Raw genomic sequence first — 13,428 nt, forward strand, 5'->3', positions numbered from 1 at the left:
TTACGATCTTCTTTTCCTCAATTAGATTGATGCGATTATATCATAAAGTATCGTTTTGTGTAGAAAACTGGGGATTTAGTAAATCTCTCAGTGAGGGTTATGTTAATATCGTTGATGTTCGTGGTAGTGGTATTTTGCAAATCGATCCTGATGGTAATGGGGCGGCGCGCGCCGTCAGTTTCCTTCGTTTACAAGGTGTTTCTACTTTAAGTTCTACTGATTTCATTTTCTAACCCTCACCCCAACCCCTCTGCCACAAGAGAGAGGCGTAAGTGTTGTTAGGGGGTGGAGGGCGCCCTCCACCCCAGTTGACAGCGCATTTCAAATGAATAAACCACGTTTTTTGTGTCTCGCCTCGATGCGCAAAGACGCAAAGATAATATTTGTAATAATCTAAAGTGTGGTTTAAGGAAATGAAAACTGCTGTATATGTTTGTTGATGAACAAAATTAAACATTAAAACGGAAAAGTAATACATCCCCTTCTTGTACTACATACTCTTTTCCCTCAGATCGCACCAAACCTTGCTCTTTCGCAGCGCCCATCCCCCCAGTTTTGACTAAATCATTATAGGCAACAGTTTCCGCGCGAATAAAACCCCTTTCAAAGTCAGAATGAATAACCCCGGCGGCTTGAGGTGCTTTCATTCCAGCAATAATCGTCCATGCCCTAGTTTCTGTTTCCCCTGTAGTTAAATAAGTGCGCAATCCTAATAATTGATAGGTTGCTTTAATCAGAGACTGTAAACCCCCTTCTGTCACCCCTAAAGACTCTAAAAACTCCGCCTTTTCTTCTGAAGACAAATCCACCAACTCGGATTCTACCTGCGCTGACACCACAATCACCAACGCATTTTCTTTTTGTGCTTCTTCCTTAACTTTTTCTACCCACTCATTACCCGTTGCTAAATCCTCATCGCTCACATTAGCGGCATAAATGACAGGTTTTGCGGTTAATAATCCCAAAGGTTTAATGATTGCCAATTCATCTTCACTTAAATCTACTTCCCTCACTGCTTTACCATCGTCTAACACGGGGAAAATACGCTCTAATATCTCCAATTCTTCCGCTGCCTCTTTACTATTACCCCGTGCCTGTTTTCTCAACCTTTCCAAACGGCGCTCAACTTGACTTAAATCAGCAAGGGATAACTCAAGGTTAATCACTTCCATATCACGCACGGGATCAACTGAGCCAGAAACATGGATAATATCATCACTATCAAAACATCTCACCACATGGATAATGGCATCCACTTCCCTAATATTTGCTAAAAATTGATTCCCTAAACCTTCCCCTTTACTAGCGCCCTTCACCAATCCAGCAATATCCACAAATTCCATGCGCGTGGGGACAACTTTAGCAGAATTAGAAATTTTTGCCAATACTTGTAAACGTTCATCAGGAACGGCTACCACTCCCACATTAGGCTCAATGGTGCAAAAAGGAAAATTAGCTGCATCAGCCTTGGCATTAGCCACCACAGCGTTAAATAAGGTCGATTTGCCCACGTTAGGTAAGCCCACAATTCCTGCTCTTAACATACTATTCCTATTCTTTTAATTATCCATGGTCTATTATCTGTGATTTATTGGAAGTAACGCAAGTTTTTTATTTTCTCTCTTCCCTCATTAGTTAATATTGCTAATTAGTTGCATTAATAGCAGAGATATATTATTATTTAGTAATAGAAATTATTAATAATTAACAGAAAAAAGAGGAAAGTTAGTCGTGATTAAAAATAGAATATCTTGGTCATCAAAGCTATTTACCACCATCGGTTTAGCCACTGTCATGGGTATAACGGTGACGGGCGCTGTTGATGTATTCTCTCTCAAACCTCTAACTGCTGAAGAATTAACCGCAGGAGAAAAGGCTAACGCTGATTTTAGAGACACCTTGAATAGTAAGCAATTACTAACAGAATTACAAAAAGGAGGTTATGTAATTTATTTTCGTCATGCTTCCACGGAAAAAGACTACGCCGATCAAGTTAGCGCCACCATGGGAAATTGTTCTACCCAAAGAACTTTAAGTGAGAAGGGATGGCAAGAAGCTCGAATGATTGGTAAAGCCTTTAATTATTATTCAATTCCCGTGGGGGAAGTGATTAGTAGTCAGTATTGTCGGGCATGGCAAACGGCTGATTTGGCTTTCGGGCGCTATGTCAAAAACAGCGCCCTCAACTTTCCGAAAGCGGAAGATTATACCGATGAACAATTGGCAATGATGAAAACGCAATTAATGCCCATGTTAACCAAATTACCACCCCAAGGCATGAATACGGTTATCGTTGGTCATGATGACTTATTTGAGGCAACCACAGGCATTTATCCCGATCCCCAAGGCATGGCTTATGTGGTGCAACCTGATGGCGCTGGAGGATTCCGTTTAGTGGCAAATATGTTGCCCAGTGATTGGATTGATTTAAACCGTTAAATTTGAGAAGTGGAGAAAGGGAGACGGGGAGAAAGGGAGAAGGGGAGAAAGGGGAGAAAGGGAGACGGGGTGGTATCTTCGATATTTTTTTCTAATAATTGATTTTTCATAAATGATTTAGGACTTCTATATTAGTTCGTAAGTCATAATAAATTTAACGGTAGTTCAAGCTATCTTTTTTAAATTTACCTTTGCCCCTTGCCCTTTGCCCCTTGACCTTTTTACTAATTATTTTACTAATTATTTATGAAAAATTGCCACAGCGCCATAACGAGAGTTTCGGGAAATGCTCAAAAACGGATTATTTTGATTGGGCAACCCAACACAGGGAAATCAACGGTTTTTAATCGCTTAACGGGTTTAAATGCCCATGTGGGTAATTGGCATGGCATTACGGTGGATTTGTTGCAGGGAGAAATTAATCTTGATGATGAGTTGGTAGAAATAGTTGATTTACCCGGTATTTATGACTTACGGGGTTTTTCAGAAGATGAAACGGTAGTACAAAAGTTTTTTGCTGATTTTGCTTTTGATTTGGTGTTGGTGGTGGTTAATGCTAGTCAAATTGAAAGGCAGTTAAATTTAATTTTAGAGTTGAGGGCGCTGGGTTTACCTTGTATTGTGCTGTTGAATATGGCGGATGAAGCGAAGCGCTATGGTATCGACATCAATCATCATCTTTTAGCTGAAAAGTTAGCTATCCCTGTTTTTTCCGTCAGTGCTAAATATGATAAAGGTTTTCAGCCCTTGTTGCGTGAGGTGAAGCGAGAGATTCACCGTGAAAAAGACTCTTTTCAAGTACCGGAAATTAAGGCATATTTAGAAAATAACCTCAAGGCTGGAGAAAAAGAGCAAATTCTTGCCGATACCGTAAAGTTACCCAGTGAAGGCATTAAAACTTTAACGGATACCCTTGACAATATCTTATTACATCCTATTTTCGGCTTACCAATTTTTTTCGCTTCCATGTTGGGGATTTTCTTTTTAATTTGGTATTTAGGTTTACCCTCCCAAGATGTGATGGATTTTATTACTACTGCCATCGCTGACAAGGTGATTTTTCCTTTAGTTTCTCCTTTGCCTGATATTATCCAGAGTTTTATTATTAACGGAGTATGGCTAGGATTTGCTACCGTAGCGTCTTTCGTGCCATTAATTGTGATTTTCTTTTTTGTTATGGCAGGGGTAGAAGATAGCGGTTATCTTTCCCGTTCTGCTTATTTGATGGATAGTTTCATGGCAAAAATGGGCTTAGATGGTAGGGCATTTGTGATGCAAATGATGGGTTTTGGTTGTAATGTACCAGCGTTAATGGGTACTAGAATTATTCGTGATTCACGGATGAGGGCGCTGAGTATGTTAATTATACCCTTTGCGTTATGCTCAGCGCGCCTCGCCGTATTTGTTTTTATCATCTCTGCCATTTTTCCCCCTCACATTGCCCCACTGGTGCTATTTTCCCTTTATGTGCTGAGTTTTATGGCTAGTTTTGCGGTGGCGTGGGTATTTAGTCAAAGTCAAGAGTTTCAAAGTAAAGAGCCTTTTATTATTGAATTACCGCCCTATCGTGTGCCTACGGTAAAACAAGTATTATTAAGAGGGTGGGGAGAAGTGAGAGAATTTTTGAGGCGCGCTACTAATTTTATTATTATTGGTTGTGTTGCCGTGTGGTTTTTAACTTCCTTTCCTACCAATACCACAGGTTTAGATACTTGGGGAGGACAATTAGGGCAATTTCTCGCTCCTATTATGCAACCCATTGGAATTGATCCCTATTTAACTTTATCATTGATTTTCGGTTTTATTGCCAAAGAAATTGTTATCGGTTCATTTGTGACTATTTATGCTATGAATACCAGCGCCCTTGCCACTTATTTTGGCGCTACTATTTCCATACCATCCGCTTTATCTTTTTGTGTCTTTTGCTTACTCTATACCCCTTGTTTAACTACCGTTGCCACCCTCAAAGCCGAGAGTAAATCATGGAAGTTGACTATTTTTTCTCTCTTATTTTCTTTTGCCTATGCTTGGTTAATGGCATTTATTTTTTATCGAGGAGCATTATTAATAATTGATAATTGATAATGGACAATTGATAATTCATAATTTATAAGCATTTCACCGCGACACCGCGACACCCGACACCTGACACCTCCCCCTCACCAAAATACTTTTTCAGCAACCCCTATCTAAATATGCTTAAATAGGTGAAAACTCCCTATAATCCTTGTAATATGATGAGCAAAAAATTTATTCCTGTCATCCTCGCTGGTGGAAAAGGTGAAAGATTCTGGCCCCTCAGTCGCCAAAAGCGCCCGAAACAATTTCTTTCCCTTGATGATAGTGGTACAAGTTTATTACAAGCGACCGCCGAACGTTTATTACCCTTAGCAGATGGTTGGGAAAATTTATTGGTGATTACCTCTGCATTGGTGGCAGACAACGTCAGGCAACAATTACCCCAATTACCTGATAGCAATATTTTAGTCGAACCAGTAGGCAAGGATACCGCCCCAGCCGTAGCATGGTCAAGTCTTATCATAGCGGAAAAATTTGGGGGAGGGGCGCTGGCTGGTTTTTTTCCCTCCGATCATTGGATTGGTAATCAAGACCAATTTTTAGCTACAATCGAAGCAGGGATTAACTTTGCGCAACAACAACAAGCCATCGTCACTCTTGGTATTAATCCTACTTATCCATCCACAGGTTATGGATACATAGAACAGGGCGAAAGTCAAGGAGAAATTAATAATTTACCTGTTTATAAAGTGAGTCGTTTTACTGAAAAACCAGATCAAGAAACGGCTACTAAATTTATCGCTACTGGTCAATATAATTGGAATAGTGGAATGTTTATTTTTCCCGTTGATTTAGTTATAGGAGAATTAAACAAATACGCCCCTGAAATTATGAATCCCCTACAAGAAAAGGGGGAGGGCGCTTATGAAGATTTGCCTAAAATTAGTATCGATTATGCCTTGATGGAAAAGACTGATTTAGCTTACATTTTACCTGCTGATTTCGGTTGGGATGATTTGGGGGATTGGGGGGCGCTGGAAAGACTATTAGATAGTAATGACAGTAATATTTCCAACAGTAATAATATTACTTATGATACTAAAAATTCGATTATTTATAGCAGTGAAAAAGAAGAAATAATCATGACTATCGGAGTAGAAGATTTAGTTATTGTTAGAGACGGCAATGCTACTTTAATAGCCCATAAAAATAATACTCAAGATATTAAAAAAGCACTTAAACTATTACAAAAAAAACGAGAAAATGATAAATTTTTATAACATTGACTGAAAGTAAACAGGTTTTTGTCATAAACTAAAGATAAATTATATTGTGAAAAAATTTTTATTCCAATGCCTAATAGTTATCAAGTTCGTTTAGTTAATGCCCAAAAAAATTTAGATAGTACCATAGAAGTCATGGCAGATGAGTACATTTTAGACGCTGCGGAAAGACAAGGATTTAATCTGCCCTATTCCTGTCGTGCAGGAGTTTGCGTCAGTTGTACTGCTAAACTAACAGAAGGTAGTGTAGACCATGATTATGATTTTTTGAAGCAAAAAGAAATAGATGCTGGATTTTTCTTGACTTGCAAAGCCTACGCTACTTCTGATTGTGTTATTAAAACTCATCAAGAAGACGCTTTACTTGATTTGTAATGAATTGTGTATTAAACATCTCCGAAAATTAAACTTTCAATGCCCAAAACCATTGCAGAGACGTAAAACTTTACTTCTCTACTAAAATTATTATTAATTAAAATTTACTGATAATGCCACCGCCTAATAACATCTCACCATGATAAATCACTGCCGCCTGTCCGGGAGTAACTCCAAATTGAGGCTCATTAAATACTAACTTTATTTTACCTTCCGCTAAAGGGATGACGTTAACTGGTTGAGGAGGTGTACGATAACGAATTTTAGCTTCTGCCGTTAAAGGAGTGGTGGTGGGCGCTATGGATACCCAATTCATCCTCTCGACAATACATTCACTTTTACCCCCTTCCTCACGGGTGGCAACTACCACACGATTCATCACTGTGTCTAATTTCACTACATATAACGGCTCTGAATAGGCAACCCCTAGCCCTTTGCGTTGCCCAATAGTATAATGATGTACCCCCTCATGCGCCCCTAACACATTCCCTGATAAATCGACAATTTCCCCAGCTTTGGGTTTAATATATTGATCTAAAAAGTCTTTCATGGAGCCATGGGCTTCAATTAGGCATAAATCTTGACTTTCAGGCTTTTCAGCAGTGCTGAGATTAAATTCATTGGCCAGCGCCCTTGTCTCAGTTTTAGTATGATTACCGAGAGGAAATACTAAATGGGCTAAAATTTCTTGACTTAAATCGTATAAAAAATAACTTTGATCTTTATTGCTATCTACCGCTTTTAGTAACTGAAAACGATTAGTATTTTCATCATATTGGATTCTCGCATAATGCCCCGTAGCGATTTTATCAATACCGAGGGTTTCTTGAGCATAACGCAACATGGGGGGAAATTTTACGGTACGATTACACTGAGAACAAGGTAACGGGGTGATACCATCCTCATAACCAGCGATAACGTAATCAATAATATGGGTTTGAAATAAATCACGGGTATCGACAATATGATGAGGAATGCCTAATTGTTCACAAATGGCAGCCGCATCTACCATACCTTCTGAGCAACATTGCCCTTTACCTTTCATTAACCAGAGGGTTAACCCTTCCACATGATAACCTTGATGGTGCAGACTCGCTGCCGCCACTGAACTATCTACTCCTCCTGATAAACCAACTACAACTTTATCCATATTCTCTTTATTGTCTTTTAACAACATCCCAAATTTTATTATAACCTCGCTAAAAAGCAATTGATAATTGATCAAAAGGGCAAGGGGCAAAAAATTTAGAATTTAGAATTTAGAAAATAATTACTTCTGCGTTCTACATTCTGCATTCTTTCCATTGTCAATTATCCATTGTCAATTTCCTCTCACGACTCCACTTTCTCAGCAACACCTAAAATAGCCTTGTCCTCGTAGTAAACCTGTATTAGCACCCGGACAAATATATTTTAGCCCTGATTTTTCGAGACGTTGATAAATTAATTCGCTGTGGCGTAATTGACGGCGCCAATGAAAGGTTTTTTTGAGCAGGAGGGGCGCTGGTTTGCCGTTTTTATTGGGTAAAAGATGACGACCAGAAAATAAAACCCCTCCCAATGGTTGATAATAGAAACACGATGAGCCGGGAGAGTAACCACAAGTCCAAATTAGCTCACATTCCGAAGTTAACTGATATTCTGCCTCGAAGGAGTGCGCCCTCAACCCCGGCAATAAGTATAACTCTTGTTCTTGAATCACTAATTGACAATCAAGAGCTTGGGTTATTTGCTTGATATGCTTACTTATACCGTCTCGATTAGTAATAAAAAGGTATGTAACACCCCCTTGTCGTTGTAAAAATTGTAAATTATCTTCATGATAAGGTGGGCAATCAATTAAAATATTACCCTCATCACTAATAATAAAATACGCTGTACCACCGAGAATATCTCGATTAGGAGGAAAAGCCCAAATATTATCTAAAATTTGTTTGGGAGGTTTAGTAGCGCCCTTCCCCTTCGTTAAGATGTTTTTTTCAGTAAAATTATTAATAGGGTTCATGGAGATCAAAATAATTAATTTCTATAGTATCAAATAATGAATAATGGATAATGAATAATGAATAATGAATAATGAAGTTTTAATACTTAATCATCTCTGCGTAAATCCTAAATTACCAATTTTCCATTACCCTTTGACATTGAGAATAAAAACTTTTTTAAATTAAAATGGAATCAATTATTATCTTTCTTGTTCTCAGCGTTGTTATTTACTTTATTATCAATAAAACTGTCAAAAAAATCACCACAACTCCCCCTTGGTTATTATGGTTAGCATTAATGACACCGAGTTTGATTTGGTTAGGGTGGCAACTCTGGCATCAAGGTAATGATAATCCCCCCGCAATTCTTCTCTATTTACCCCTCTTAATTTCTCCCATTGTTTACCGGTGGTTAATTCAAATTGGTAAACCAAAATCAAATCAGCCAGAGGCAAAAAAGCCTGTTTCTTCTGAAAATAATATGAATAACGATCCTTTTTCCCCTAAATCTAACTTACCACCCCAGCAAAAATCCCTACCTCGCCCTATTAATGATGAAGAGGAGAGGGCGCTGAAAGATTGTTTTCCTTGGGGAGTGTATTATCTACAAAAAATCGACTATTTACCCCAAGCCATCGTCTGTTTAGGAAAACTACGCACAGCGCCCGAAAAAGCCTATCCCACCGTCAAAGCCAACCTCGAAAAAGTCTTTCAAGATCGTTTTTTTGTCATCTTCCAAGAAACCATGCAAGGTAAACCTTTTTTTGCCCTTGTGCCCAATCCCGACTCCGCCGAGAATCAAGCTAAACAACCGACAGAAAAACTAACTAAACCCTTAACCGCACTGGTATTACTAATTTTAACCCTCGTCACCACCACCATCATCGGCACAGAAATTGACGGCGTGACAGTGACAGAATTAGAAAATAATGCTCGATTAGTATTCAATGGTTTACCCTACAGCTTATCTTTGTTGCTCATTCTGGGTATCCATGAATTAAGCCATTATCTATTTGCTGTTTATTATCGCATCAAGACTACCCTCCCCTACTTCATTCCCATTCCCTTCTTTTTAGGCACATTTGGGGCGTTTATTTCCATGAAATCACCCATGCCTAACCGCAAAGCGATGTTTGATGTTGCCCTCGCTGGACCTTTGGGGGGATTTTTGATTACCATACCTGTATTAGTGTGGGGCTTAAATTTTTCAGGGGTAGTACCCATGGCTGAAACCCCTAATATGCTCGATTTTAATGCCCTTGATCCACGTTTTTCCCTAATTTTTGCCATAATTAGCAAAATTGTTTTTGGCTCTGAATTAGGGGTAGGAGATGCCCTTAGCTTACATCCCATTGCTGTATCGGGATATATTGGTTTAATTGTCACTGCCTTAAATTTAATGCCTGTAGGGCAGTTAGACGGCGGACATATTGTCCATGCTATGTTTGGACAAAGTAAAGCGGTGATTATCGGTCAAATTACCCGTTTTCTGATGATTTTATTAGCATTTGTGCGAGGAGAGTTTTTGTTGTGGGCGCTAATCCTTCTCTTTATGCCCATTGCCGATCAACCGGCGCTTAATGATGTCACAGAATTGGATAATAAGCGCGATTTTCTCGGTTTGCTTTCTTTATTATTATTAATTGTCATTTTATTTCCCCTCCCCCGTGCCTTAGTTAGCTTACTTAATTTATAAGAAAGAGGAAATAATATTAAAAATCTTCCCCTCAATTTTGTACCCAAAAAAATTTTTGACACATTTTCAATTTTCGTAGGGGTTGAACATTGTTCAACCCATTAGATCAAGTCCTACATTCCACCGTGTAATGAATTACACGGCTAATAAGTTTACGTTCAATAAATTGAACTAAGATTATTTAGGGTTTGCTAAAAAAGTGGAGTGGTGAGGTGTCAGGTTTCGGGTGTTAGGTGAAATGCTCATATAAATCAAAGACTTTGCCATAATAATCATTTTCCATAAATTGCTATTTTGTGTCAATTATTTTTGATTCCCACACCCAAAATACCCTTTTTTTCTAAAAATCCTCTATGTTTTGCAATACTTTGACCAGATTCGGGCTAGAAGCCCGAAATACGGTGAAAAAGTTTTTTTTTGAGATGTTTAATGCAAAACAAGGGGTTTAAACTCCTAGACAAAAGCCTAAAGAGGACGATAAACCCGATAATTAATACTAGGGAAAATGTTATCAATAGCTTCCACTTTTTCTAACCAACCAGAATCAATTTCACCGCTATAAATATCCTGCTCTAATTTATTCAAACGCAATAAATGACTTTTCGTGCGCCGTTCGGCATAGGGTACCATTGTACCAGTACGCATAATAAACGCCCAATCAGACGACTGCGCCAATAACAACTCTCTGGCACACTGATTCAGCGCGCGCCACTCCAAATCGTCTGCGGGTTCTCTTTTTGCCAAATTGATCATTTTTTCAGCACCCTTGTGGAGATGAGGATAAATCCAAGCATTGGTAGTATTTAACCAATATTCATGGAAACCTTTATAACCCCAACTAGATTGAGAAGGAATCGCCACCTGTTGTTGAGGATGCCCTTTGAGATAGTCGGCTAAATGAATCATAGATAGAGTATCCTGATCAAACCAAGCCTTACGGAACAGAAAATCAATAAATTGAGGACCTTCATACCACCAATGACCATATAACTCAGCATCATACGGTGATACTACAATGGGTTCTCGTTGCATAATTCCGGCTAAATGCTGAACCTGTTGCATACGATTATACAAGAAATTTCCAGCGTGTTCAGCGGCTTTTTCCTTTGCCCAATAAGGATCATATAACGCCTTGTCAGATAAACCAGCTTGACGACTGGTAATCTTATGATACTTTATACCGACATTTTTCCTTTGACCATTGGGCATAATATAAGGTTTAATGTAGTCGTAATCAGCTTCCCAACCAATATCCTTATAAAATTCACGGTAAACAGGATCACCCGGATAACCCACTTCAGAAGACCAAACCTGCTGAGAAGACTCATGATCACGTCCAAATACTGCTACCCCTGTTTCAGTAAAAATCGGTGCATAAGTGCCAAAACGAGGGCGAGGGCGCGCGTAGAGCAAACCATGACCATCCGTTAGGAAGTAACGCAAACCAGCATCAGCTAACATTCTTTCTAAACCTTCATAGTAAGCGCACTCCGGCAACCAAATACCTCTAGGGCGCGCGCCGAAATTTTCTTCATAATGCTGACAAGCCACCTCAATTTGAGCCCATACCGCTTGAGGATACATTTTCATCAAAGGTAAATAACCATGGGTTGCACCGCAAGTGATAATCTCCAGATTATTACTATCCTGAAACTGTTTAAAAGCGCTAACTAAATCCCCTTTATAAAATTCCCAGACCTCACGAGTGGCTTTAAATTCTTGATCATAATGTTCAGCAAGATATTTAATATGTCCATTGTGTTTATTAAGCTCGATTTCTTTAGTAATTAATTCTTGTAACTTACTTAAATGTTCGTCGTAGCGCTCTTGTAGTAGTTTATCTCTTAACATGGACACCAGAGGAGGTGTCATACTCATAGTGATTTTAAAATCAACTCCGTCTCGTTTTAATCCCTGAAAAACCTGTAACAAAGGAATATAAGTTTCGGTGATAGCTTCGTATAACCATTCTTCTTCGAGGACATAATCACTTTCCGGATGGCGAACAAAGGGAAGATGTGCGTGTAACACGAGGGCGAGATAGCCGAGAGCCATAATATGTCTATGTGTTATTGTCGATTTTTATAGTGGGACAGTTTTATGATCCGTCTTCATGAATTGTAAGCTAATTTGTGATGTTTTCCACATTTTCTCTTTAATTGCTTAAAAAGTGCCCTCCACCACACCCAAAACAATTCTCCACCTTTGTAAGCAGGAGGTTTTCAAAGTCAGATACAAAATTGATTTGTTTAGCTGGGGAAGCAGAGGAGAAAGGGGAGATTTTTTCTGTTAGCCGATTTATTTTTATTACAGTGCTTTTCTAATGAATAAACCACATTTTTTATGTCTCGCAAAGTCGCCAAGTCGCAAAGAAGAGTGCTAAGTGTGGTTTAAAGAAATGAAAATTGCTGTAATGGACACTAGATGAGATAGTAAATGACAAAATGAAATAACATTGATTTTAAATTATTTTGTGAAAAACATGATTGTTGTTGGCTTAATGAGTGGTACATCAGTGGATGGTATTGATGCGGTGGTGGTAGAAATTACCGGGCAAGAATTAGACTTAAAAATAGAGATGATAGCCGGGCAAACCTTCCCTTATCCTGACGAATTAAGAACAAAAATTTTAGCGGTATGTGAAGGCGCCCTCCACACCATGGCAGAGTTAGCCCAATTAGATCAAGCCATTGCCGAAGAATTTGCCAAGGCTACCCTGAATGTAATTCCTGAGGATGTGAAAGTGGATTTAATTGGCTCTCATGGGCAGACAGTTTATCATCAACCACCGAGCAAAAATCAATTAGGCTATACCCTGCAATTAGGTAGAGGTGAAGTCATTGCCCACATGACGGGAATCACTACGGTTAATAACTTTCGTCAAGGTGACATTGCTTGGGGAGGGCAAGGGGCGCCCCTCGTCTCCAAAATAGACTTATGTTTATTTGCGCACCATCGCCATCATCGTTGCTTACAGAATATTGGCGGTATCGGTAACGTAACTTATTTACCGGCTACCCATAGCCAAAATTTAATCAGTGGTTGGGATACAGGTCCGGGAAATGCTTTAATTGACTTAGCAGTGCAAAAATTTACCGATAATCAGCGCACCTACGACAATAACGGCCATTGGAGTCGTCAGGGCAAACCCTGCTTACCTTTAGTGCAAAAATGGTTAAAAGAAGACTTTTTTCAGCAAAAACCGCCTAAATCCACAGGAAGGGAGTTATTTGGACATCATTACCTCGCTAAATGTCAACAGGAAGCAGAAAAGTATGATTTAGGTGAAGCGGATTTTTTGGCAACTTTAACGGAATTAACCGCCCTTTCCATAGTTCATAGTTACCAACATTTTTTACCATCCATGCCCCATGAGATGATTTTAGCTGGTGGTGGTAGTCGCAATAGTTATTTGATGGAGCGTTTACAGGCTAACTTACTTCACACCAAAGTGTTAACTAGCGATGATTTTCACATTAGTAGTGAATTTAAGGAAGCCATAGCTTTTGCCATTCTTGCTTATTGGCGCGTGAATAACTATCCGGGTAATTTACCTGCGGTGACGGGTGCGAAAAAAGAAACTTTATTGGGAGAAATTCGTCTAAACCATTGAAGATAAAAAATGGTAAAA

11 protein-coding genes are annotated in these 13,428 nt (G+C 39.0%); 7 read left to right on the plus strand and 4 right to left on the minus strand.

Annotated elements, in window-relative coordinates; translation table 11 throughout:
* Window positions 1-29: 29 nt before the first annotated feature.
* Window positions 30-233, plus strand: a complete 204-nt coding sequence (locus IGQ45_03850) for a hypothetical protein (GenBank protein ID MBF2056360.1) — start codon at window positions 30-32, stop codon at window positions 231-233.
* 216 nt (window positions 234-449) lie between these two features.
* On the opposite strand, the gene ychF is transcribed toward IGQ45_03850, so the two are convergent.
* Window positions 450-1,544 carry a redox-regulated ATPase YchF gene (gene ychF / locus IGQ45_03855; GenBank protein ID MBF2056361.1) on the minus strand — a complete coding sequence of 365 codons (1,095 nt, stop codon included), beginning with the start codon at window positions 1,542-1,544 and terminating at the stop codon, window positions 450-452.
* A gap of 250 nt (window positions 1,545-1,794) precedes the next feature.
* Here ychF and IGQ45_03860 point away from each other — a divergent pair, with 250 nt between their 5' ends.
* The 4 genes from IGQ45_03860 (at window position 1,795) to IGQ45_03875 (ending at window position 6,116) form a co-directional block, all read left to right on the plus strand.
* Window positions 1,795-2,439, plus strand: a complete 645-nt coding sequence (locus tag IGQ45_03860) for a histidine phosphatase family protein (GenBank protein MBF2056362.1) — start codon at window positions 1,795-1,797, stop codon at window positions 2,437-2,439.
* A gap of 246 nt (window positions 2,440-2,685) precedes the next feature.
* On the plus strand, window positions 2,686-4,521 hold the full coding sequence (feoB, locus tag IGQ45_03865; GenBank protein MBF2056363.1) for a ferrous iron transport protein B: 1,836 nt from the start codon (window positions 2,686-2,688) through the stop codon (window positions 4,519-4,521).
* A 155-nt stretch (window positions 4,522-4,676) separates the two neighbouring features.
* Window positions 4,677-5,738 carry a mannose-1-phosphate guanylyltransferase gene (locus IGQ45_03870; GenBank protein ID MBF2056364.1) on the plus strand — a complete coding sequence of 354 codons (1,062 nt, stop codon included), beginning with the start codon at window positions 4,677-4,679 and terminating at the stop codon, window positions 5,736-5,738.
* A 72-nt stretch (window positions 5,739-5,810) separates the two neighbouring features.
* Entirely contained in the window at window positions 5,811-6,116 is a 306-nt protein-coding gene (locus IGQ45_03875; GenBank protein MBF2056365.1) for a 2Fe-2S iron-sulfur cluster binding domain-containing protein, read from the plus strand.
* Between the two features lie 97 nt (window positions 6,117-6,213).
* Here IGQ45_03875 and mnmA read toward each other — a convergent pair whose 3' ends face one another.
* Together mnmA and IGQ45_03885 are read right to left on the minus strand one after the other, a co-directional pair.
* Window positions 6,214-7,266: a tRNA 2-thiouridine(34) synthase MnmA gene (gene mnmA, locus IGQ45_03880; GenBank protein MBF2056366.1), complete on the minus strand. Its 1,053-nt coding sequence runs from the start codon at window positions 7,264-7,266 to the stop codon at window positions 6,214-6,216.
* Between the two features lie 198 nt (window positions 7,267-7,464).
* On the minus strand, window positions 7,465-8,121 hold the full coding sequence (locus tag IGQ45_03885) for an MBL fold metallo-hydrolase (protein MBF2056367.1): 657 nt from the start codon (window positions 8,119-8,121) through the stop codon (window positions 7,465-7,467).
* A 167-nt stretch (window positions 8,122-8,288) separates the two neighbouring features.
* On the opposite strand from IGQ45_03885, the gene IGQ45_03890 reads away from it, so the two are divergent.
* Complete coding sequence (locus IGQ45_03890) at window positions 8,289-9,797, plus strand: site-2 protease family protein (GenBank protein ID MBF2056368.1); 1,509 nt, start codon at window positions 8,289-8,291, stop codon at window positions 9,795-9,797.
* A gap of 465 nt (window positions 9,798-10,262) precedes the next feature.
* Here IGQ45_03890 and IGQ45_03895 read toward each other — a convergent pair whose 3' ends face one another.
* Window positions 10,263-11,852, minus strand: coding sequence for a DUF1957 domain-containing protein (locus IGQ45_03895; GenBank protein ID MBF2056369.1), 1,590 nt, complete (start codon window positions 11,850-11,852; stop codon window positions 10,263-10,265).
* 427 nt (window positions 11,853-12,279) lie between these two features.
* Here IGQ45_03895 and IGQ45_03900 point away from each other — a divergent pair, with 427 nt between their 5' ends.
* Complete coding sequence (locus IGQ45_03900) at window positions 12,280-13,410, plus strand: anhydro-N-acetylmuramic acid kinase (protein MBF2056370.1); 1,131 nt, start codon at window positions 12,280-12,282, stop codon at window positions 13,408-13,410.
* The last annotated feature ends 18 nt before the right edge of the window (window positions 13,411-13,428 follow it).

Source organism: Cyanobacterium sp. T60_A2020_053 (assembly GCA_015272165.1).
GTDB lineage: Bacteria > Cyanobacteriota > Cyanobacteriia > Cyanobacteriales > Cyanobacteriaceae > Cyanobacterium.

Excerpts from the sequence above, each read along its gene's own strand:
- IGQ45_03850 (MBF2056360.1), top strand. The coding sequence starts at position 30 with ATGCGATTATATCATAAAGTATCGTTTTGTGTAGAAAACTGGGGATTT.
- ychF (MBF2056361.1), bottom strand. The coding sequence starts at position 1,544 with ATGTTAAGAGCAGGAATTGTGGGCTTACCTAACGTGGGCAAATCGACC.
- IGQ45_03860 (MBF2056362.1), top strand. The coding sequence starts at position 1,795 with ATGGGTATAACGGTGACGGGCGCTGTTGATGTATTCTCTCTCAAACCT.
- feoB (MBF2056363.1), top strand. The coding sequence starts at position 2,686 with ATGAAAAATTGCCACAGCGCCATAACGAGAGTTTCGGGAAATGCTCAA.
- IGQ45_03870 (MBF2056364.1), top strand. The coding sequence starts at position 4,677 with ATGAGCAAAAAATTTATTCCTGTCATCCTCGCTGGTGGAAAAGGTGAA.
- IGQ45_03875 (MBF2056365.1), top strand. The coding sequence starts at position 5,811 with ATGCCTAATAGTTATCAAGTTCGTTTAGTTAATGCCCAAAAAAATTTA.
- mnmA (MBF2056366.1), bottom strand. The coding sequence starts at position 7,266 with ATGGATAAAGTTGTAGTTGGTTTATCAGGAGGAGTAGATAGTTCAGTG.
- IGQ45_03885 (MBF2056367.1), bottom strand. The coding sequence starts at position 8,121 with ATGAACCCTATTAATAATTTTACTGAAAAAAACATCTTAACGAAGGGG.
- IGQ45_03890 (MBF2056368.1), top strand. The coding sequence starts at position 8,289 with ATGGAATCAATTATTATCTTTCTTGTTCTCAGCGTTGTTATTTACTTT.
- IGQ45_03895 (MBF2056369.1), bottom strand. The coding sequence starts at position 11,852 with ATGGCTCTCGGCTATCTCGCCCTCGTGTTACACGCACATCTTCCCTTT.
- IGQ45_03900 (MBF2056370.1), top strand. The coding sequence starts at position 12,280 with ATGATTGTTGTTGGCTTAATGAGTGGTACATCAGTGGATGGTATTGAT.